General features: G+C 72.9%; 14 protein-coding genes and 1 pseudogene. 5 read left to right on the top strand and 10 right to left on the bottom strand.

All coding sequences use genetic code 11. The annotated features are described in order from the left end of the window. Nucleotides 1-251: 251 nt before the first annotated feature. On the top strand, nt 252-836 hold the full coding sequence (locus tag IEZ19_RS16935; protein ID WP_189312009.1) for an RDD family protein: 585 nt from the start codon (nt 252-254) through the stop codon (nt 834-836). Between the two features lie 175 nt (nt 837-1,011). Next, nucleotides 1,012-1,649, top strand: a pseudogene (locus tag IEZ19_RS16930) (lytic transglycosylase domain-containing protein); the annotation flags it as partial. Between the two features lie 149 nt (nt 1,650-1,798). On the opposite strand, the gene purH reads toward IEZ19_RS16930, so the two are convergent. Beyond that, nucleotides 1,799-3,388, bottom strand: a complete 1,590-nt coding sequence (gene purH / locus IEZ19_RS16925; RefSeq protein WP_189312008.1) for a bifunctional phosphoribosylaminoimidazolecarboxamide formyltransferase/IMP cyclohydrolase — start codon at nt 3,386-3,388, stop codon at nt 1,799-1,801. After that, the gene (gene purN, locus IEZ19_RS16920; protein WP_189312007.1) at nt 3,385-4,014 is read right to left on the bottom strand and encodes a phosphoribosylglycinamide formyltransferase; all 630 of its coding nucleotides are present in this window, start codon (nt 4,012-4,014) and stop codon (nt 3,385-3,387) included. Before purN ends, purH begins: the two co-directional genes overlap by 4 nt. A gap of 294 nt (nt 4,015-4,308) precedes the next feature. Here purN and IEZ19_RS16915 point away from each other — a divergent pair, with 294 nt between their 5' ends. Next, nucleotides 4,309-5,103: a hypothetical protein gene (locus tag IEZ19_RS16915; RefSeq protein WP_189312006.1), complete on the top strand. Its 795-nt coding sequence runs from the start codon at nt 4,309-4,311 to the stop codon at nt 5,101-5,103. 108 nt (nt 5,104-5,211) lie between these two features. Here IEZ19_RS16915 and IEZ19_RS16910 read toward each other — a convergent pair whose 3' ends face one another. Next, on the bottom strand, nt 5,212-6,906 hold the full coding sequence (locus IEZ19_RS16910) for a cell division protein PerM (protein ID WP_189312005.1): 1,695 nt from the start codon (nt 6,904-6,906) through the stop codon (nt 5,212-5,214). A gap of 97 nt (nt 6,907-7,003) precedes the next feature. Between IEZ19_RS16910 and IEZ19_RS16905 the strand changes: the two genes are divergently transcribed. Beyond that, nucleotides 7,004-8,122 carry a helix-turn-helix domain-containing protein gene (locus tag IEZ19_RS16905; RefSeq protein WP_189312004.1) on the top strand — a complete coding sequence of 373 codons (1,119 nt, stop codon included), beginning with the start codon at nt 7,004-7,006 and terminating at the stop codon, nt 8,120-8,122. A 76-nt stretch (nt 8,123-8,198) separates the two neighbouring features. On the opposite strand, the gene sucD is transcribed toward IEZ19_RS16905, so the two are convergent. The 7 genes from sucD to IEZ19_RS16870 form a co-directional block, all read right to left on the bottom strand. Further along, nucleotides 8,199-9,083, bottom strand: a complete 885-nt coding sequence (gene sucD / locus IEZ19_RS16900) for a succinate--CoA ligase subunit alpha (RefSeq protein ID WP_189312003.1) — start codon at nt 9,081-9,083, stop codon at nt 8,199-8,201. Nucleotides 9,084-9,111: 28 nt separating this feature from the next. After that, nucleotides 9,112-10,290: an ADP-forming succinate--CoA ligase subunit beta gene (gene sucC / locus IEZ19_RS16895; RefSeq protein ID WP_189312002.1), complete on the bottom strand. Its 1,179-nt coding sequence runs from the start codon at nt 10,288-10,290 to the stop codon at nt 9,112-9,114. Nucleotides 10,291-10,744: 454 nt separating this feature from the next. Continuing rightward, the gene (locus tag IEZ19_RS16890; protein ID WP_189312001.1) at nt 10,745-12,607 is read right to left on the bottom strand and encodes a hypothetical protein; all 1,863 of its coding nucleotides are present in this window, start codon (nt 12,605-12,607) and stop codon (nt 10,745-10,747) included. 193 nt (nt 12,608-12,800) lie between these two features. Next, entirely contained in the window at nt 12,801-13,961 is a 1,161-nt protein-coding gene (locus tag IEZ19_RS16885; RefSeq protein ID WP_189312000.1) for a prolipoprotein diacylglyceryl transferase, read from the bottom strand. Nucleotides 13,962-14,155: 194 nt separating this feature from the next. Continuing rightward, a complete protein-coding gene (locus IEZ19_RS16880; RefSeq protein WP_189312136.1) occupies nt 14,156-15,307 on the bottom strand; it encodes a VWA domain-containing protein in 1,152 nt (383 codons plus the stop codon). Between the two features lie 23 nt (nt 15,308-15,330). Continuing rightward, nucleotides 15,331-17,901 (bottom strand): DUF5682 family protein, encoded by a 2,571-nt coding sequence (locus tag IEZ19_RS16875; RefSeq protein WP_189311999.1) that lies wholly within the window; start codon nt 17,899-17,901, stop codon nt 15,331-15,333. Next, on the bottom strand, nt 17,898-19,028 hold the full coding sequence (locus IEZ19_RS16870) for an ATP-binding protein (RefSeq protein ID WP_189311998.1): 1,131 nt from the start codon (nt 19,026-19,028) through the stop codon (nt 17,898-17,900). Before IEZ19_RS16870 ends, IEZ19_RS16875 begins: the two co-directional genes overlap by 4 nt. Before the next feature lie 132 nt (nt 19,029-19,160). Between IEZ19_RS16870 and IEZ19_RS16865 the strand changes: the two genes are divergently transcribed. Beyond that, on the top strand, nt 19,161-20,516 hold the full coding sequence (locus tag IEZ19_RS16865) for an SWIM zinc finger family protein (RefSeq protein WP_189311997.1): 1,356 nt from the start codon (nt 19,161-19,163) through the stop codon (nt 20,514-20,516). Nucleotides 20,517-20,520: the final 4 nt, after the last annotated feature.

The following is a 20,520-nucleotide window of genomic DNA, read 5'->3' as shown; positions in this document are numbered from 1 at the left end:
CCCATCCTCGCGGATGACCGCCCCCCGGTTCCAATCCGGGGCCGCCCGTTCCCTTTGCCCCGTGTTCACTCATGATCGACGATGTTGCACTTGCACAACACCTCTGGAATGCGGCTGGACAAGGTCTTGCCCGACCTACGACGATGAACGGCGCAGTATCGCGGTCAGTGGTGGGGGGCAAACCGCTCGATTCTTGACGTTCCTCCGCGCATCCCGCGTCGTCCCCGCAGCGCAACGGAGGAAAACCAGACATGAGTTTCGGCTCGCCCCAGAATCCGTACGGCCAGCCGCAGAACCCCCAGCAGGGGTACGGCTACCCGCAACAGCCCGGCCAGCCGGGCTACGGCTACCCGCAGGCCCCGGGAGTTCCGCCGCAGGGTGGCGTCCCGCCGCAGGGGTACGGCTACCCGCCCCAGGGCTACCAGCAGGGCTACGGCGCCCAGCCGCCGTACGCGAACTGGGGCTGGCGCTTCCTGGGCACGCTGGTGGACTTCCTCGTGTTCTGCGTCCCCTACATCCTGGTCGCGATCGGCGCAGCCCAGGATGTGCCGGCACTGGCGATCGTCGGCTACCTCGTCGTCGTCGGCCTGGCGATCTGGCAGCTGATCATGGAGGGCCGCACCGGCCAGACCATCGGCAAGAAGGCCGTCGGCATCCGGCTGGTGAAGGAGGCCACCGGGCAGCCGCTCGGCGTGGGCATGGCCTTCGTCCGCCGTATCGCGCACTTCCTGGACAGCCTGGCCTGCTACATCGGCTGGCTGTGGCCCGCGTGGGACGCCAAGAAGCAGACGTTCGCCGACAAGGTCTGCTCGTCGATCGTGATCCGCTCCAACTGACCGGAGTCATCGTCTCCAACTGACCGGAGTCGAAAGGCGTCTTCACGCCATGCACAGCGCGGGGCCGTGTCTCACCCGTCCGAGGGGGGACACGGCCCCGGTGTGTCCCCCTAGCCTGACCGGGTAGCCGTCAGGCACGGGGAGACGCAGTTGTACAGCATCATCGTGGTACCTCCGCCGACCACGGAGGACGACCGCCACCGCACCCGGATCCGCCTCGCCCCCCGGCGAGCGCCCGGCGACCGCCACCGTGGCCGTGGCCGCCCTGGGGTACGGCATCACGACCCGGGCGGGCCGGGACACGAAGGACGACAACTCCCCGGCCGCCTGTGGCGCCGCCGAACTCCGTGCGGACAAGGGCATCCCGGTCCAGTACCGCCGCCTGATCGTCGACTCGGCCCACGACTGTCTCCGGCCGGAGGCCGGTCCGGCGCTCGTCGCCGCGATGCTGAAGGCGGAGAGCGACTTCGACGCGAACCTCGCCGACCCCGCCAAGGACGAGTACGGCATCGCCCGTTGGACACCGAGCATCCTGCGCTGGTGGATCCGGGCGGACGGCGAACAGGCGCAGGAGACTCCGCGGCCTCCGCTGCCCCCGCGCAGTCCATCCCGGCCATGGCCCGCTACCGCTGCTTCATCGAACCGCGCCTGAAGCCCGGCCTGCCGGGCGACCGCAGCGTCCTGCCGGCCGCCGCCTACCGGACGTCGTTCCGGAAGGTGAACGACGCGGCCGGAGTTCCCCCGAAGTACCGCGACTACGCCGACCGCGTCGCCCACTGGCTCAAGGAGTACACGTCCCCGGGAAAGAAGTGACCCTGAGACTTCCCAGGTACCCGTCGAACGTGCCCGCGGCCACCGTGGCGGCCCTGCCCACCCGCTGAGCGCGGCAGCACACGGCACACAACCACCGAGCGCCGGGCCCCGTGCGGGGACCCGGCGCTCTCGTCGTCCGATGCCGGCGATCAGTGGAAGAAGTGGCGCGTCCCCGTGAAGTACATCGTCACGCCCGCCTTCTTCGCGGCCTCCACGACCAGTTCGTCACGGACCGAACCGCCCGGCTGGACCACGGCCTTGACGCCGGCCGCGGTGAGGATCTCCAGGCCGTCCGGGAACGGGAAGAAGGCGTCCGAGGCGGCGTACGAGCCCTGGGCGCGCTCGGCGCCCGCCCGCTCGACGGCCAGCTTCGCGGAGTCGACGCGGTTGACCTGGCCCATACCGACGCCGACCGAGGCGCCGTCCTTGGCGAGCAGGATCGCGTTGGACTTCACGGCGCGGCACGCCTTCCAGGCGAACGCCAGCTCGGCCAGCTCCGCCTCGCTCAGTGCCTCGCCGGTCGCCAGCGTCCAGTTGGCCGGGGCGTCGCCGTCGGCCTGCAGCCGGTCGGTGACCTGGAGCAGCACACCGCCGTCGACGGCCTTGACCTCGACGGGGTTGCTCGGGGCACCCGGAGCCTTCAGCACGCGGATGTTCTTCTTCTTGGCGAGGGCCTCGAGCGCGCCGTCCTCGTAGTCGGGCGCGACGATGACCTCGGTGAAGATCTCCGCGACCTGCTCGGCCATCTCCTTGCTGACCGGCCGGTTCACGGCGATGACACCGCCGAACGCGGACAGCGGGTCGCAGGCGTGTGCCTTGCGGTGCGCCTCGGCGACGTCCGCGCCGATCGCGATGCCGCACGGGTTGGCGTGCTTGATGATCGCGACGCAGGGCTCGTCGTGGTCGTACGCGGCACGGCGGGCGGCGTCCGTGTCGGTGTAGTTGTTGTACGACATCTCCTTGCCGTGCAGCTGCTCGGCCTTGGCGAGACCGCCGCCGGTGCCGTCGACATAGAGCGCGGCGGGCTGGTGCGGGTTCTCGCCGTAGCGCAGGGTGTTCTCGCGCTCCCAGGTGGCACCCAGGAAGTCGGGGAACTGCCCCGCGGCGGAGCTGCTGTCGGCCGCAGCGTCGACGGGCGCGTACTCGGACGCGAACCAGCTCGCCACCGCCACGTCGTACGCGGCCGTGTGCTGGAAGGCCTCGGCGGCGAGCCGCTTGCGGGTGGCGAGGTCGAAGCCGCCGTCCTTCACCGCGGTGAGGACGTCGGCGTACCGCTCGGGGCTGGTGACGACGGCCACGGACGGGTGGTTCTTGGCGGCGGCACGCACCATCGAGGGGCCGCCGATGTCGATCTGCTCGACGCACTCGTCGGGCGAGGCGCCCGAGGCGACGGTCTCGCGGAACGGGTAGAGGTTGACGACGACGAGGTCGAACGGCTCGACGCCCAGCTCGGCCAGCTGCGCGCGGTGGCTGTCCAGCCGCAGGTCGGCGAGGATGCCCGCGTGGACCTTGGGGTGCAGGGTCTTGACCCGGCCGTCCAGGCACTCGGGGAAGCCGGTCAGCTCCTCGACCTTGGTGACGGGGACGCCGGCGGCGGCGATGCGGGAGGCGGTGGAGCCGGTGGAGACGAGCTGGACGCCCGCCTCGTGCAGGCCACGGGCGAGCTCCTCGAGCCCGGTCTTGTCGTAGACGCTGACGAGCGCCCGGCGAATCGGCCGCTTGTTGCTCTCGGCGGTCACAGGATTACTACCTTTCGTCCCTCGATGCGATAGCCGTTGCGGGCGATCCGCCCCACGACCTCGACGAGCAGCCTTCGCTCGACTTCCTTGATGCGCTCGTGCAGAGCGCTCTCGTCGTCCTCGTCCCGGACCTCGACCACGCCCTGAGCGATGATCGGGCCGGTGTCGACGCCGTCGTCGACGAAGTGGACGGTGCAGCCGGTGACCTTCGCTCCGTACGCGAGCGCGTCCCGGACGCCGTGGGCCCCGGGAAAACTGGGGAGCAGGGCGGGGTGGGTGTTGACGAAGCGACCGCCGAACCGGGCCAGGAACTCCTTGCCCACGATCTTCATGAACCCGGCGGACACGACGAGATCCGGCTCGTACGCGGAGACGGCCTCGGTCAGGGCGGCATCCCACTCGTCGCGGGACTCGTGGTCCTTGACCCTGCAGACGAAGGTGGGCAGCCCCGCGCGCTCGGCGCGGGCGAGTCCTTCGATGCCCTCGCGGTCCGCGCCGACGGCCACGATCTCGGCTCCGTACGCCTCGGCGCCGGTCTTCGCGATGGCGTCGAGGAGTGCCTGCAGATTCGTACCTGATCCGGAGACCAGCACGACGAGGCGCTTGGCCACGGGCTTGGCGGCCACGATGGGGCCCTTTCTCGGGGGAGCGTGTGCACGGCGGCCGGTCCCGCACACCGTTTGTACGTTCGTACGAGTGCTTCGCGCCCCGGGATACGGGGAAGTCTACGAAGCGGCCGACCGTCAGCAACGATACCGGCACTCCGGACAACCCCCGCGGGACGGGGGCGTGGCCGGAAGGTAGCGTCTGAGTGGGAGCGGGCTCGGGAACGCGGTGGCCGCACGATGCGTTCACCCAGAGACAGCTCACGCCACACAGGTCATGCCAACCGTATTCACCTAGGGGAAGACGCTCACTTGATGCCGGACCGCAGCCTGCGACTTCTCACGTTCCCCCCGCAGTCGGCGCAGGGAGGAGAGCGTGGCGCCCTGCTGCTGCGGGAGCGGCCGGCCTCCCCGCCGGACGCGCCCTCGGGCGGGCAGAGCGGTGACGGCCGGGGTGGTGCGCAGCAGGACGACAACCCGTTCGCCCCGCCCCCGGAGGGCGCCACGGACAGCCCGTGGCGGCCCCGGCACCGCCCGGACAACGGCGAGGACAGCCCCTCCGGCCCGCCGGACCCCTCCTCTCACTCCCCCTGGGGCAGTCAGTGGAGCGACCGTCAGCCGGGCCGCTCCCCCGGCGGCTTCGGCGAGCGCCCGGGCGGCGGCCCCGAGGGCCCCGGCGGCGGGAACGGCCCCGGCCCGGGCATGCGCTGGGATCCCACGGACCCCGCGCAGCGCCGCGCCCGCTACGCCCTGCTGGGCGGCATGTGGGCCTTCTTCTTCGCCCTCTTCGGCTGGTCCTACGTGGCGCTGCTGCTGGGCGCGCTGGCCCTGTACTGGGGCGTGAGCGCCCTGCGCACGAAGCCTCGCACACCGGACCCGGACGCCCCGGCCGCCCCGCAGCAGACGGGCCGTCCGCAGACCACTGCGGCGATCAGCGGCCTGGTCACGGCGACCCTGGCCCTGGCCCTGGTGGCCGGCCTCTTCACGGCGCGACTGGCATACCGCGACTACTACACGTGCGTGAACGACGCCTTGACGAGCCAGGCCAAGCAGTCCTGTGAGCACTTGCTGCCCCCGAACCTGAGAGTTTTCCTCGGCACGAACAGCTGACGCCGGGGCTTACGGGGGCGGGACGGGGCAGGGCCGTACGGGGCGGGCCGATTCTGGCGGCGTGTGCAGGTGCGTAGCAGGGCCGGCGTGTGGGCCGGAGGGCGTGGCTCAGTCGGTCTTGTCGGTCGAGGAGGCGGGGGTGTCCGCCGCCGTCTGGCGGAGCGCTGCCCAGCGGGCCTCTCGGGAGGTGTTGCCGTGCCAGAGCGGTGGTGCGGGGTCGTCGTCGAGGGGGAGGAGATCGTACGGCTCGAGGTCGTCGTCGAGGGGCAGGAGGTCGTACGCCCCGGCGCTCGACGGGGCGGTCGGGCGGTGTTTGGGCGTCGGCTTCGGGGCTTGCCCCGACCTCGAGGCCGGTGCCGATTCCGCAACCGGCCCCGTTTTCAGGGACGGCCCCCATTCGCTTGTCGCTTCCGTGGCCGATCCCGAACCCGATCTCCCGGCCGGCCCCGGCTCCCACCCGGTCCCCTCCGCCCGCCGCAGCCCCCTCAGCCGCCAGCCCCGTGCTTTGCTCACCCGCCAGAGCCGTACCCCCAGCGCCACCGGCACCCCCGCCCCCGCGACCCACAGCGCCGCCGCTCCCCCGGCCTGCCACCACACCGGGCCGAAGCGGGCCAGGGCGTCGTCGCCGAGTGGGCCGCCGGCCAGGGCCGCGAGCACAGCGAATGCCGCGCCGCAGCCCACCGCCGCGAGCCCGACGACCCCGGCCGTCCGTCCGGCCTTCCACTGCGTCGCCTCCTGCCGTGCCACGGTGAACCAGGCCACCGTCACCCCGGCCGCCACCGGAACCACCCCGGCTGCCGCCCAGTTCAGCGGTCCCCCGCTGCCCGCGTCCGGCACCGCCGCCAGCAGGGGGAACGGTGGGAGCAGCGGGGCGGGGTCGGAGGCGAGCGGGTGGACGACGTGGCCGGTGCCGAGGGCGAAGCCTGGACCGAGGCCGTACGCCGCCGACCACACCGCCGCGTTCGGGACCAGGGCGACGCACAGCAGCAGGACGGCGAACTGTCCCGACACCCCCTCGGTCAGCCGGAGGAAGGAGCCGCGCGCCGCTCCGCCGTGCCAGACCAGTGACAGCGCGAGCAGCGCCGCACCGCCCCCGACCAGCGTCGCGATCCCCGCCCCGGCTCCCCGCACGGCCGTGTCGAACACCGGCCGCGCGTCCGGTAGGTCGGCCAGTCGGCGCAGCCTCGAGGGCAGTGGGGGCAACGCTTTCAGCAGGGGCTCGCGCGGGCGGCCGTACGCCGTCCAGACCCCCGCACCCGCCGCCGCCGCTGCGACGAGTGGCAGACACGCCGTCACCCACCCCCACGAGGGCCGCAGTTCGCCGCCGGACGCGTACAGCGCGGCACACCAGCCGACGGCGAGGTAGCCGAGGACGACGCCCGTCCAGGCCGTCCGCGCGGCCACCGGCGGCGGCCCGTCCGCGATCCCGGGGTGCCCGGGTGCGTCCACCGCGTCCCGCGCGGCCCGGTACAGCAGCCACACCGGCAGCGCGAGCAGCAGCAACGGCGTGAGCCCGACGGGCGCGGGGGCGCCGGACAGCGTGTCGGTGCGGACCAGTTCGACCCCGTGCGCCAGCAGCCACAGCGCGGCGACGACGTGCAGCGCCCCGCCCGGACCGCTGTCGGGATACGGCGAGCTGATCCACAGCGTCATCACGAGGACGGCGAACGAGCCGAGCCCCAGCCCGGCCGCGACCGCGCCGCCCACGAGGCTCGCGGCCAGCCCGGGCGAGCGGTCCCGCGCCCGGTGGATCAGAGGGGACGGCGACGGTCGGTGAGCGGTCATCCGGATCACGACCGCCATGGTCCCAACGACACGCGCTTTCCGGTCGTAACAGGCAAATCTCCGATGTGTCGCTCAATATACGTTTATGTTCTTTTCGTATGAAAGGGTGGGTGCTGTGACGCAGAGCCCTGAGAGCCCGCTTCCGGCGCCCAAGGAGCGCCGACGCCTGCGCGAGGTTGGGTCGCTGACGCAGGCTCAGGTGGCGGAGCGGCTCGGCGTGAGCCCCAAGATTCTGCGCGGGTGGGAGTCCGGCCGCATCTCTCCGGGCGGACCGCACCGGGAGGCGTACGCCCGTCTGCTGTCCTCACTGGCACTCGCGGCGAGCGCGGCCGACGGCGCGATCGGAACACGAAGGGCGCCGAAGGAGACGGCCCTGGAGTCGACGGCACCCCAGCCGCTCCTGGCACCACCGGCCGTCGAGGACGCCGTACCGTCCACCGTGACACCCGCTCAGGCCTTCGACGCGCTGTACGCGTTCTGCGTGCCCGCCCTCGTACGGCAGACGTACCTGCTCACCGGGCGCTGCGAGCTGGCCCGCGAGTCCGTGGAACGGGCCTTCCAACTGGCCTGGCAGCACTGGCCGGAGGTGGCCCGCGACCGGGACCCGGCGGGCTGGGTGCGGGCGGCGGCGTACGACTGCGCCCTCTCCCCCTGGCACCGCTTCCGCCCTCGCAACCGGCACCCCGAGCCACCACCCGCCGACACCGCCGACCGGGTGCTGCTGGACACACTGCGCAGGCTCCCACCGCCGTACCGGCGCACGCTCGTCCTGTACGACGGTGTGGGGCTCGGTCTGCCGGAGACCGCGGCGGAGACGGAGGCCAGCACCCCGGCCGCGGCGAGCCGGCTCACGCACGCGCGCCAGGCGGTCGCCGCGTCCCTCCCGGAACTGGCCGACCCCAGCGCGCTGCACCGGCGACTGGCCGAACTGGCCTCCACTGAGCGCCTGCGGCCGGCCGGACCGGAGCCGGTACGCACGGAGGGGGAGCGCAAGATCCGCTTCTGGACACAGGCCGCGATCGCGTTCACGGTCACGATCATCGGCGCCACCACCTTCACGCTGCGGACCGCGCCCACCTACTACGAGCCGCCGATCGCCCCGGCCCAGGCGGTGCGCGGGCTGCCGCCCCAGGCCGCCCTCGGCCCGCTGTCGAGCGCCGAGCAGATGCTGCGCGCGAAGCTGGCCCAGGAGACGGGGCGCGGCCCGGAACGGGTACTGCCGCTCGGCAGATGAGCAGACGCGGACGGGAACATACGGAAGGGTCCGCACCCCGGTTGCCGGGGTGCGGACCCTTCCGTCATGTACTGCTTCAGCCGGCGAGGATCTCCCGCGCCAGCTTGGCCGTCTCGGTCGGCGTCTTGCCGACCTTGACGCCGGCGGCCTCGAGGGCCTCCTTCTTCGCCTGGGCGGTGCCGGACGAGCCGGAGACGATGGCGCCGGCGTGGCCCATGGTCTTGCCCTCGGGGGCGGTGAAGCCCGCGACGTAGCCGACGACCGGCTTGGTCACGTTCTCCTTGATGAAGGCCGCGGCACGCTCCTCGGCGTCGCCGCCGATCTCACCGATCATGACGATCAGCTCGGTGTCGGGGTCGTCCTGGAAGGCGGCCAGGGCGTCGATGTGCGTGGTGCCGATGATCGGGTCGCCACCGATGCCGACGGCGGTCGAGAAGCCGATGTCACGCAGCTCGTACATCATCTGGTACGTCAGCGTGCCGGACTTCGAGACCAGGCCGATGCGGCCCGGCTTCGTGATGTCGCCCGGGATGATGCCGACGTTCGACTGGCCCGGGGTGATGATGCCGGGGCAGTTCGGGCCGATGATGCGGGTCTTGTTGCCCTTCTTGCCGGCGTACGCCCAGAAGGACGCCGTGTCGTGCACGGCGATGCCCTCGGTGATGACGACGGCGAGCGGGATCTCGGCGTCGATGGCCTCGACGACCGCGTCCTTGGTGAACTTCTCCGGCACGAAGATGACGGAGACGTTGGCGCCGGTCTTCTCGACGGCCTCCTTGACGGTCCCGAAGACGGGTACCTCGGTGCCGTCGAAGTCCACGGTCTGACCCGCCTTGCGCGGGTTCACGCCACCGACGACGTGCGTGCCGTCGCCCAGCATGAGCTTGGTGTGCTTCATGCCCGTGGCGCCGGTCATGCCCTGGACGATGACCTTGCTGTCCTTGTTGAGCCAGATAGCCATGGTGTCTTGATGTCCTCGTCCTCGGTGCTTACTTGGCGGCGGCCAGCTCGGCGGCCTTCGCGGCCGCGCCGTCCATGGTGTCGACGCGCTGCACCAGCGGGTGGTTGGCGTCGGAGAGGATCTTGCGGCCCAGCTCGGCGTTGTTTCCGTCGAGACGGACGACGAGCGGCTTGGTGACCTCCTCGCCCTTGTCCTCGAGGAGCTTCAGGGCCTGCACGATGCCGTTGGCGACCTCGTCGCAGGCAGTGATGCCGCCGAAGACGTTGACGAAGACGGACTTCACGTCCGGGTCGCCCAGGATGATCTCCAGGCCGTTCGCCATGACCTGGGCGGAGGCGCCACCGCCGATGTCCAGGAAGTTGGCGGGCTTGACGCCGCCGTGGTTCTCACCGGCGTACGCGACGACGTCCAGGGTGCTCATGACGAGACCCGCGCCGTTGCCGATGATGCCGACCTCGCCGTCGAGCTTGACGTAGTTGAGGTTCTTCTCCTTGGCGGCGGCCTCGAGCGGGTTGGCCGCGGCCTTGTCGTGGAGCTCCTCGAAGTCGGGGTGCCGGAACTCGGCGTTGTCGTCCAGCGACACCTTGCCGTCGAGGGCGATGACGTCACCGGAGGCGACCTTGGCCAGCGGGTTGACCTCGACCAGGAGGGCGTCCTCCTTGATGAAGGTGTCCCACAGCTTGACCAGGACGTTCGCGACCTGGTCGGCGACGTCGGCCGGGAACTTGGCGGCCGCGACGATCTCGCGGGCCTTCTCGGGGGTCACACCGTCGATCGCGTCGATCGGGGTCTTGGCGACGGCCTCCGGACGGGTGGCCGCGACCTCCTCGATCTCCATGCCGCCCTCGACGGACGCGATGGAGAGGAAGGTGCGGTTGGCACGGTCGAGGAGGAAGGAGACGTAGTACTCCTCGACGATCTCCGGGGCGGTCTCGGCGATCATGACCTTGTGGACCGTGTGGCCCTTGATGTCCATGCCGAGGATGTCCGTCGCACGGGCGACGGCCTCGTCCGCGGAGGCGGCCAGCTTGACGCCACCGGCCTTGCCACGACCACCGACCTTCACCTGCGCCTTGACGACGGACTTGCCGCCCAGACGCTCGGTGATCTCGCGCGCCGCCTCAGGCGTGTCGATGACTTCACCGGCCAGCACCGGTACATCGTGCTTGGCGAAGAGGTCCCTCGCCTGGTACTCGAACAGGTCCACGCGCTTCCGTCCCTATCAGTGATCTCGCGGTTCGTTGGATGCGTGGGCGTGCCGCGAAGGGCAACGTGACGTCCGCGTGTGTCACAAGGGGGGCGCACACGGTGTCCGAGCGCGCGGCATGTCCGTCTCGCAGGTTATCGCTGCTTCCGGGGGCCCCCTAAATCGCGGGTCACACCTGAGCGGTGATACCTGTCACATGATGCCGGGATCGGTGGCACCGCGTGCCGCGATGTGCGAAGCCTCACCGGGCTGGGGTTGACCCGGTGAGGCCTCTGGGGTGGCCCGATGAGGGCCCGGGCCGGCTGATCCCCACCCCAATGGGGATCAACCGGCCCCGTCCGCGGGGTGTCGGCCGGACGGGCCGACGGCATTCGGCCGTCCGGGCCCTTCGGCCCCGCGGAGTCGTCGAGACCGGTCACGGATCGCGATCGGCCGGTTTCCAGGGGTGGTCCGGTCAGACGCCGTACGTGCTGCCGTAGCCGGGGACGGCCGAGTCGGTGAGACCCTCGACGCCGGTGACGGCGTGCCCGGCCAGCGGTCCTGCGGTGTCGCGGACGGTGCCGGTCAGGTCCTGCGCGAAGGGCACGGCCTGTCCGGTGACGCCCTCGGCGAACGCAAGGGCCTCGCCCACGACACCGCCCACGAACGGGGCGACGCCGCCGGTCACGCCGTACGCCAGCGTCGTGGCGGCGGTGCCGACGCCCTCGACGACCGGACGGACGGTCTCGGTGACCATGTCCACGACGGGCTGTACGGAGCCGGTGACCCCGTCGGCGAACGGCGGCACCTCGCCCACGACGCCCTGCGCGAAGGGGCCGGCCTGACCGGCGACCCCGTACGCGAGCGGCGGTACGACGCCGACGACACCGCCCGTGAAGGGCCGGACGTCACCCACGACGCCGTACCCGAGCGCGCCCGCGTCCACCACGGCCTGCCCGGCAACCGGCACGGCCCCGTGCACGACGGCACCGGCGACGGGCGGCAGCACCGCGTCGGCCGTGTCATGGGCGGCCTGCCCGACCAGCCCGGCGGCGTACGGCGGCACGCCCGCGACGACCCCGCCGACCACCGGCTGAACGTCCGCGACCGCACCGCCCGCCACACCGTGGACACCGGTGACCAGGCCCCCGGCGACCGGCTGGACGCCTTCGACGACTGCGCCCACGACGGGCCGGACGTCGTCGACGACCCCGTACGCCAGACCGGTCGCCGCGTCCTCGGTGTGACCGACGACGGGCGTCGCCCCGGCCACGGCGCCGGTGGCCACCGGCGCCACTCCGGCGACGGCACCCGTGACGGTGGGCACGGCCCCGGCCACCGCGTGCTGCGCGACCGGCGCCACGCCCGCGACCGCCTGACCGGCGACCGGGATCACCCCGTGCACGGCGGCATCGGCCACCGGCGGGACCGCCGCGGCAGCGGTCTCCTGCACGACCGGCGTGACGGTGCCGGGCGCGGCCTGCACGGTGCCGACGACGCGCTGCTCGACGCCGCCGACCGTGCCGGTGACCTGACCGTGCACGCCGTTCACCGTGCCGGTGACGTGGCCCGGTACTCCGGAGACCGCGGCGCCGGCCGCCGTCGTAGCCCGGCCGGCCGTGCCCTGCGCGGTCCCGGTCACGCCCGCCGCGGTGCGGCCCGCGCCTGCGACGGTCTGCCGAACGCCGGTGCGGACGGCGCCGTCGACGCCCTGGGCCTGGGTGCGGGCGGCCGCCCGGGTCGCCTGCACCTTGGTCTGGGCGGCGGCCAGCGCCTGCTCCACCTCGGGAGCGAAGGAGGCGAGCGGGCCGAAGAGGTAGTCGATCTCGTCCTGCGGCGAGGTCACGTCGGCGACGGTGGACGTGGCCTGTGCGGCGACGTGGTGGGCGGCCCGCGCCGTGCCGGCCTTGGCGGTGCGGGCCGCCTTCGCACCCTGGATGGCCTGGGCACCGCGGATCTTCGAAGCCCTCGGCACCTCGGCGTCGACGGAGTGGCGGGCCTGGCCGACGGTGGCCGCCGACGCGGACTGGCGGACCTCGCCCGTGGCCTTCTCCGCGGTGCCCACGGTGTGCGTGACGGCGTCCGCGCCGGTGGTGTCGGCCACCGTGCCCGACACTGTCGAGGTCGCGGCGCCGGTCACGCCGGAAACGGTGTCCTGCAGGTCGGAGCCGACCCCGTCGAGCGTGCCGGTCAGGGTGCCGGTGACGTCGGTGGTCCCGTCCGGCGCCGAGACGGCGGAGGCGGGCAGTTCGTCGGCGCTGGCCACGGCCGAGCCGAGCGCCCACGCGCCGGTGACACCGGCGGCTATCACGATGGAACGGCGGATGTTCGTGTTCATGCGTGCGTCAGATCCTTCGGGGTTCCACGACGCCGGGGCCGAGAGCGGCTTCCCGGGCGCCGGAAGCGAGTTCGGGGGACTTGACCGTCCGGAGAACGAGGAAAAAAGGGGGGTTCCGGACGGGCGGGCAGACCTGTTCCGCCCCCGCGCGACAGGTCTGTGCCGTCTGTGGCGGGAGGAGGGCTGCCGGGTCCTAGCCGGGGAAGACGGGGATGTCCCGGTGCCTGTCCTGGGTCCCGGGCGCGTCGACACGCGCGGCTGCACCGGGCACGAGCCGCAGCGGTGCCCGGTCGTTCAGGGTGACGGCGTGGGCGTCGATGTGCCGCGAACCGCCGTTGTCGACCGCCGACTGCCCGCCCAGCGCGCCGTCCGGGTCACCGATGGGCGCGGGCTGGGTCGGGGCGTAGCCGTGGGGCGCGGCGCGATGGCCACGGAGTTGCGCCGCCGCGCCCGGTGCGGGGACGGCAGGGGAGATGACCGGTTCGTGCGCGGCGGTCGTCGTGCCGTGAGCCGTACGGCCCTTCGTGCCGGTGGTGCTGTCGGCGGCGGCCGGTACGCCGCCCGGCTGTGTCGACGCGGGCAGCGCGGTAACCGGCGCGGGCAGCAGTGTCCCCGGCACCTCGGACAGTCCGCGCAGTCCAGGCAGTCCAGGCAGTCCGGGCAGAGGCACGGTGCTGCCGGTACCGGGCAGCAACGGCACGTCGGACAGCGGAGGCGTCGCCGCCGCCAACGCCTCGTCGAGACTCCGGGTCACGGTGCCGACGAGGTCCCCGACCGGCTTCACGACGCCACCGGTGACGGAACGGACGACGTTCTGGGTGACCTGGGCCAGGGAACCCTGGGGTTCGTAGTCCCGAGGTTCGGCGTCAAGGGTTGCGGAGCCTTGCGGTTCGGTGTCCTGGGTCGCGGAGCGCTGGGACTGCTGGGGCGCCTCGGACGCCTGGTCGTCCGGGGCCGGTTCCTGTGCTGCCGGTTCGTGGAGCACCGGGGCGTGCGGTGCCGTCAGGTGCCTGGCGGGGGCGGTCGACGCGGCCGGGCGCCCAGGGCTGGGCGGGGTCGCGGCCTCGGTCCGGGCCGGGGCCTGCGGCAGCGCGTGCTCGACCGCATCCGCCACACCGTTCGTCACGCCCTGCGTCAACGCCCGTAGCCCGTCGGCCGGAACGGACCGGACAGAGGGTGCCGTCGCACTCGACGTCACCGAAGGTGTCCCGTCGGCCGCGTGCGCCTGCTCCCCGGAAAGGAACCCGAGTGCGAACAATCCGCCCACCAACACGGCCAGTTGCAACGCACGCCGTCCGGCCGCCGTGCGCAACACGCGCACAGCGGCACCGGGCAGGGCTGCTGACCAGCTCAAGGGGGTGAGAGTCCTCCCGTGCGGCGGAACTAGTGGCATGTCCCGACGTAACGCCTGGCATGTCTCGACGAGTGGGAACAATGGCGCGGCCGGTTGACGCGGGCACTACGGGCATCGATCCTTGCATGCCCAGCCCTCGGTAGCGCAAGTCCCCCGTTACCGATGGGTAGTCATGTCCCTTTTCCAGCCAGGCGTCACACGGTGTCCGGTATCGGGAGGGGCCGCTTCTCGACCGCCGCCGCCATGACCTCGGGAAACAGGTCGGGCGTGCAGGCGAACGCCGGTGCTCCCAACGCGGCCAGCGCGGCCGCGTGTTCGCGGTCGTACGCCGGCGCCCCCTCGTCCGACAGCGCGAGCAGCGCCACGAACTGCACCCCCGACGCCTTCATCGCCGCGACCCGCTTCAGCATCTCGTTCCGTATGCCTCCCTCGTACAGGTCGCTGATCAGGACGACCACGGTCTCCATGGGCCGGGTGATCTGCGACTGGCAGTACGCGAGCGCCCGGTTGATGTCCGTGCCCCCGCCGAGCTGGGTGCCGAAGAGGACGTCGACGGGGTCGTCGAGCTGATCGGTGAGGTCGACGACGGCCGTGTCGAAGGCGACGAGCCGGGTGTCGATGGACCGCATGGACGCGAGCACCGCCCCGAACACGGACGCGTAGACGACGGACGCCGCCATCGAGCCCGACTGGTCGATGCAGAGGACGACTTCCTTCTTCACCGACCGGGCCGCGCGGCCGTAACCGATGAGCCGCTCGGGCACGACCGTGCCGTACTCGGGCAGGTAGTGCTTGAGGTTGGCCGCGATGGTGCGGTTCCAGTCGATGTCGTGGTGGCGCGGCCGGTCGACGCGGGCACTGCGGTCGAGGGCGCCGGTGAGGGTGGCCCGGGTGCGGGTGGCGAGCCGCTTCTCCAGGTTCTCGACGACCTTGCGCACGACCGCCCGTGCCGTCTCCTTCGCGGTCTCCGGCATCGCCTTGTTGAGCGAGAGCAGCGTGCCGACGAGGTGCACGTCGGCCTCCACCGCCTCCAGCATCTCCGGCTCGAGGAGCAGGGCGGACAGCCCGAGCCGGTCGATGGCGTCCCGCTGCATGACCTGGACGACCGAGGAGGGGAAGTAGGTGCGGATGTCCCCGAGCCAGCGCGCCACGGAGGGCGCCGACGCGCCGAGTCCCGCCGAACGGTCCCGCCCCGACTGCGGTTTGTCCCCCTTGCCGTAGAGCGCGGCCAGGGCTCCGTCCATCGCGGCGTCCCGCCCGGACAGCGCGCAGCCGGTGCCGTCGGCCGCCTCGCCCCCGAGCACCAGCCGCCAGCGCCGCAGCCGCTCGCTCGCCGCCTCGTCCATGGCGTCGACGCTCGCCCCTGTCGTCACGTACCCACCCCCACCAGGTCGTTGTCGTCGGTGTTCGCATCGTCGGTGTCCAGGCCGAGCAGCAGTCGCAGCAGCGGAAGCACGGCGTCCGCGCGCTCGGTGTCCGGTTGCGGGTGGAAGCCGGGCAGGCCCGAGCCCTGTCCGCCGACCGCGTCGGCCCGCTCACCCGGTCCGCGTCGCACCAGCTCGCCCAGGGTTCTGCGCACGCCCGGTTCGTACGCCGAGAACGTGCGCCGCAGCAGCGGCAGTACGTCCGTGAAGGCTTCCGCCGGCACCCCGGTCAGCCAGGCGTCGACCAGCCCGAGCAGCCGCTCGTCGTGCACCAGCAGCATGCCGCCCCCGCCGCCGACGAACCCCTCGATCCAGGCGGCCGCATCCGCCGGCGGCGTCCCCACCGACAGCACCAACCCCATGAGGCGAGCCGCCTCCCCCTGTGCCAACTCTCCGTCGTCCAGCAGCAACCGCACCACCCGCCCCCGGATGACACCGGGCACGGTGTCCCGCAGCGACAGAGCCCGCAGCACCGAGCGCCATCGGGCACGGAGGTCGGTGTGCGCGGGGGGAGACGGGGACACACGCGGTGGGCCGGAGGGCCCCGCGCCACCGTCGCCTCGACCGGAAGCCCCCGCGTCGTGCCCGCGCGATGCGGACCCGTCGCCCGGCCCTCCGCCGGGATTCCCCTGCCCGGCCCCGAACCCGGTCTCGGCTTCCTCGCCGCGTCTCGACACCTCCGCCAGCAGCGCCACCGCCCCGTGCACCGAGTCCACATGGCCGCGCATTTCCTCCGCCGCCTCGGCGTCGAGGGAGGTGCAGGCCGGAGGCAGGGCCACGAAGATGCGCTCCGCGAGGCCCGCCGCGACGTCGGTCAGGGCCCGGGTGTCGGTGCCGCGTACGTCGCCGTAGCGCAGGGAGCGGACCAGGGCCGGGAGGGCCTGGGCCAGGTGGCCGACGTCGGTGTCGAGTGCCGCGCGGTCGGCGAGGGCGCGCATCACCACGGGAAGTGCGTCGCCCAGTTCGGCGAGCAGGCAGCGCTCGGCCAGTGCGGTGACGTCGGCCAGCGACTGCGCGCCCGCGGCGTCCGACTCGGCCCTGGCCGTCGCCGCGCCGATCACCGTCGTGCCCCACACCCCGGCCTCGGCGACCCGCACCGACAGCTCCGGCTCCCAGCGCAGCCGCCACGTCTCCCGGAAGGTGCCCGTGCTGCCGCGTGACTGTGCCGGCTCGCCCCACCCGATGCCGAGCAGCCGCAGCCGGTGCAGCAGTCTGCTGCGCCCCGCGTCGGTGTCCCTGCGCAGGTCGAGCTCCAACTCCCGCTCCAGCGCCTCCGGTTTGAGCCGCAGCCGGCGCTGCAGCCGGGCCAGGTCCCGCTGCAACGGCACCGCGGGCGCAGACTCGGATACCTCGCCCAGGACGTCGCCGACCACGAGCCGGTCGTGCACCAGGGCCAGCGGCACGTCCGAGCCGTCGCACATCACCGCGCGCACCGCGTCGGTCGTCTCGCCCAGGCCCGGCAGCGGGCGCCCGCGCATCGCCGCAAGGGTCTCGGCGAGCCGGACCGCCTCGATGACGTGCGCGGAGGACACGATCCGGTCCTCCGCGCGCAGCAGCCCCGCGACCTTGGTCAGCCACCGCTCGACCGGCCGGTCCGGCACGCCGAACAGGTGCCCGTACCAGCCCGGCGACTCGATGCCCGCCCCGTACCCGCTGTACCGGGACAGTCTGCGGTGCGTCCAGGGCACCCAGGTCATGTCCACCTTGACCTTGGGCAGCCCCTTCAGGAGTGCCCGGTCGGCGGTGACGGCGGCCTTCCGGCGCAGCGCGGGCACGTGCCACGCCCCGCACACCACGGCCAAGGCATCACCGAACTCGCGTTGCGTTGCCCGCAGTTGGAGCCGCATGTACGCCTCCCGCACGAGGTCCCGGTCATGCCCGCCGGTGCCGTACGTCTCGCGCAGCGCCGCCATGGCCTCCTCGATGGCGACGAACGGTGCGAAGGCCGCCCCCTCCCCCACGCGGTGCTCGACGACGTCCTCCCACCAGCGCTCCGGATCGTCGTACCCGGCGGTCTCGGCGAGCACGGAGATCGGGTCGACGCGGAGGTTCCGCTCGGCGGTGGCCCCGTCGTCGTCCTCGGCGGCCTCCGGAAGCTTCCCCTCCTCAGCCTCCGGAGGCCGCCCCTCATCGACCCGGGAAGGCTCCCCGTCCGGTGCCTCCCCCTCCCCCCACGCAAGGGTGTGCATGGCGGGCAGGTCGATGAAGCGGGCCGGGACCCCGTGCTCCAGGGCCCAGCGGATCGCCACCCACTCGGGGGAGAACTCCGCCAGCGGCCAGAACGCCGAACGGCCGGGCTCGTCCACGGCATGGGCGAGCAGGGCGACCGGCGGGCGCATCTCCTCGTCGGCGGCCAGCGGCACGAGACCGTCGGCCTCGGGCGGCCCCTCGATCAGCACCACGGCCGGCCGGGCGGCGTCCAGCGCGGCCCGTACCGCCCGCGCCGATCCCGGTCCGTGGTGCCGCACCCCGAGCAGCAACGGTCCGGACGCGAACGCCGACCCGGTGTCGCTCACGCGCTCACCTCCCGGCAGGCCCGGTAGAAGTCCTTCCAGCCGTCGCGCTCGCGCACGACGGTCTCCAGATACTCCTGCCAGACGACGCGGTCGGCCGCCGGGTCACGGACCACGGCTCCGAGGATGCCGGCGGCGACATCACCCGCGTGCAGCACGCCGTCGCCGAAGTGGGCGGCCAGCGCAAGCCCGTTGGTGACGACGGAGATGGCCTCGGCCGTGGACAGCGTGCCGCTCGGCGACTTCAGCTTCGTCCGCCCGTCGCTGGTGACCCCGTCGCGCAGCTCACGGAAGACGGTCACCACGCGGCGGATCTCGTCGATGCCGTCGGGCACGGCCGGCAGATCGAGGGAGCGGCCGATCTGGTCGACGCGGCGCGAGACGATGTCGACCTCGGCGTCGGCGCTCTCCGGCAGCGGCAGCACCACGGTGTTGAAGCGGCGGCGCAGGGCACTGGAGAGGTCGTTGACACCGCGGTCGCGGTCGTTGGCGGTGGCGATGAGGTTGAAGCCGCGGACCGCCTGCACCTCCTGGCCCAGCTCGGGTATCGGCAGCGTCTTCTCGGACAGGATCGTGATCAGAGTGTCCTGCACATCGGCCGGGATACGGGTCAGCTCCTCCACTCGCGCGGTCATGCCCTCGGCCATGGCCCGCATGACGGGGCTGGGCACGAGCGCGTCGCGACTGGGGCCGTGCGCGAGCAACTGCGCGTAGTTCCAGCCGTACCGGATCGCCTCCTCCGGCGTGCCGGCCGTGCCCTGCACGAGCAGTGTGGAGTCGCCGCTCACCGCCGCGGCCAGGTGCTCCGACACCCAGGTCTTGGCGGTGCCGGGCACGCCGAGCAGGAGCAGGGCGCGGTCGGTGGCGAGGGTGGTGACGGCGACCTCGACGATGCGGCGCGGGCCCACGTACTTCGGCGAGATCACTGTGCCGTCCGGCAGCGTGCCGCCGAGGAGGTAGGTCGCCACCGCCCACGGCGACAGTTTCCAGCGGGCCGGGCGTGGGCGGTCGTCCTGCGCGGCCAGCGCGGCGAGTTCGGCGGCGAAGGTGTCCTCGGCGTGCGGCCGCAACGCCTCGCTCGGCTCCTTCTCGCGCGTCTGCCCGGACGTCGGTTCCACGGTCACAGTCATGGCTGAGGTCCCCTCCAGCTCGGCCGTTCGGATCTGGTTCCCACCGTGCACCACGCCACTGACAATGCGTTATGACCTGCGCAGACACTCTCGTGAGGCCGATTGTCAGTGGGGGGATCTACCTTCGATGCCATGACTCAGCAGGGGGTGCGCTGGACGGCGGACCAGGTGCTGGCACTGGCGCCTGACGCCGCGTCACGCAAAGCGGGAAGCAAACTCGGCGCGGCCGGTCCGTGGTCCGAGGCGGGGAGTTCCGACGAGGGGACGGTGTGGGGGCTGTGCAAGGGGAGCGGCAGCAGGCCGTATCAGACGGTCGTCGACATCGCGGACTCGGCAGGGCCCGCGTACAAGTGCAGTTGTCCGAGCCGGAAGTTCCCGTGCAAGCACGCGCTCGGGCTGCTGTTGCTGTGGGCGGGCGGGGACGGTGCGGTGCCGACAGGGAAGGCGCCGGACTGGGCCGAGCAGTGGATCGAGGACAGGAAGAAGCGTGCCCGGGAGAAACGGACGGCGGGCGGCGGGGGTTCCGCGTCCGGGTCCGGTGATCTCGAGGCGGCGCGGCGCAGGGCGGAGCGCCGCGCCGAGCGGGTCACGGCGGGGGCGACGGAGCTGGAACAGCGGCTCGCGGACCTGCTGCGCGGCGGCCTGGCCACGGCGGAGCGCGAGGGGTACGGGCTGTGGGAGGAGACGGCGGCCCGCATGGTCGACGCACAGGCGCCCGGACTGGCCGCGCGGGTGCGGGAGCTGGGGGCCGTACCGGGGTCGGGGCCGGGCTGGCCGGTGCGCCTCCTCGAGGAGTGCGCGCTGCTGCACCTCCTCGACCAGGGCTGGCTGCGCCGCGAGCGGCTCCCGGAGGGCCTCGCGGCGACGGTCCGCTCCCGCCTGGGCCTGCCGGCCTCGGCGGACGGCCCACCGGTGCGCGACCGCTGGCTGGTCCTCGCCCAGTACGACACGGCGGACGTGAAGCTGACGACGCGCCGGATCTGGCTGCACGGCGCCGACTCGGCCCGCACCTGCCTGCTCCTCTCCTACGGCGCCGCCGGCCGGTCCCCCGAACTGGCGCTGCCGGTCGGGCTAGCGCTGGAGGCGGAGGTGGCCGCCTATCCGGGCGCCGGACAGCTGCGCGCGGCCCTGGGCGAGCAGTTCGCCCCGCCCTCGCCCACCGCGATACGGCCCCCGGGAGTGAGTACGGCACAGGCCGCCGCCCGCTACGGCGAGGCGCTGCGGGACGACCCGTGGCTGGACGCGGTGCCGGTGACGCTGGATCGCGTCGTACCGGTCCCGGACGGCGACTCCTGGCAGCTGGCGGACGCCGACGCGGACGAGGCGCTGCCGCTCACTCCGGCCGCGCGCTCCCGCCCGGGCCTGTGGCGACTGGTCGCCCTCTCCGGCGGTGCCCCCGTCAAGGTCTTCGGCGAGTGCGGCCACCGGGGCTTCACACCGCTCACGGCCTGGCCGGAGGGGACGGGACAGGCGGTGACGCTGTGTTGAACCG

The sequence above is a fragment of the Streptomyces brasiliensis genome, from assembly GCF_014647875.1.
In the GTDB taxonomy this organism is placed as follows: Bacteria; Actinomycetota; Actinomycetes; order Streptomycetales; family Streptomycetaceae; genus Streptomyces; species Streptomyces brasiliensis.
The sequence above is the reverse complement of the archived record's forward strand: the minus strand, read 5'-3'. Positions and strand labels throughout refer to the sequence as shown.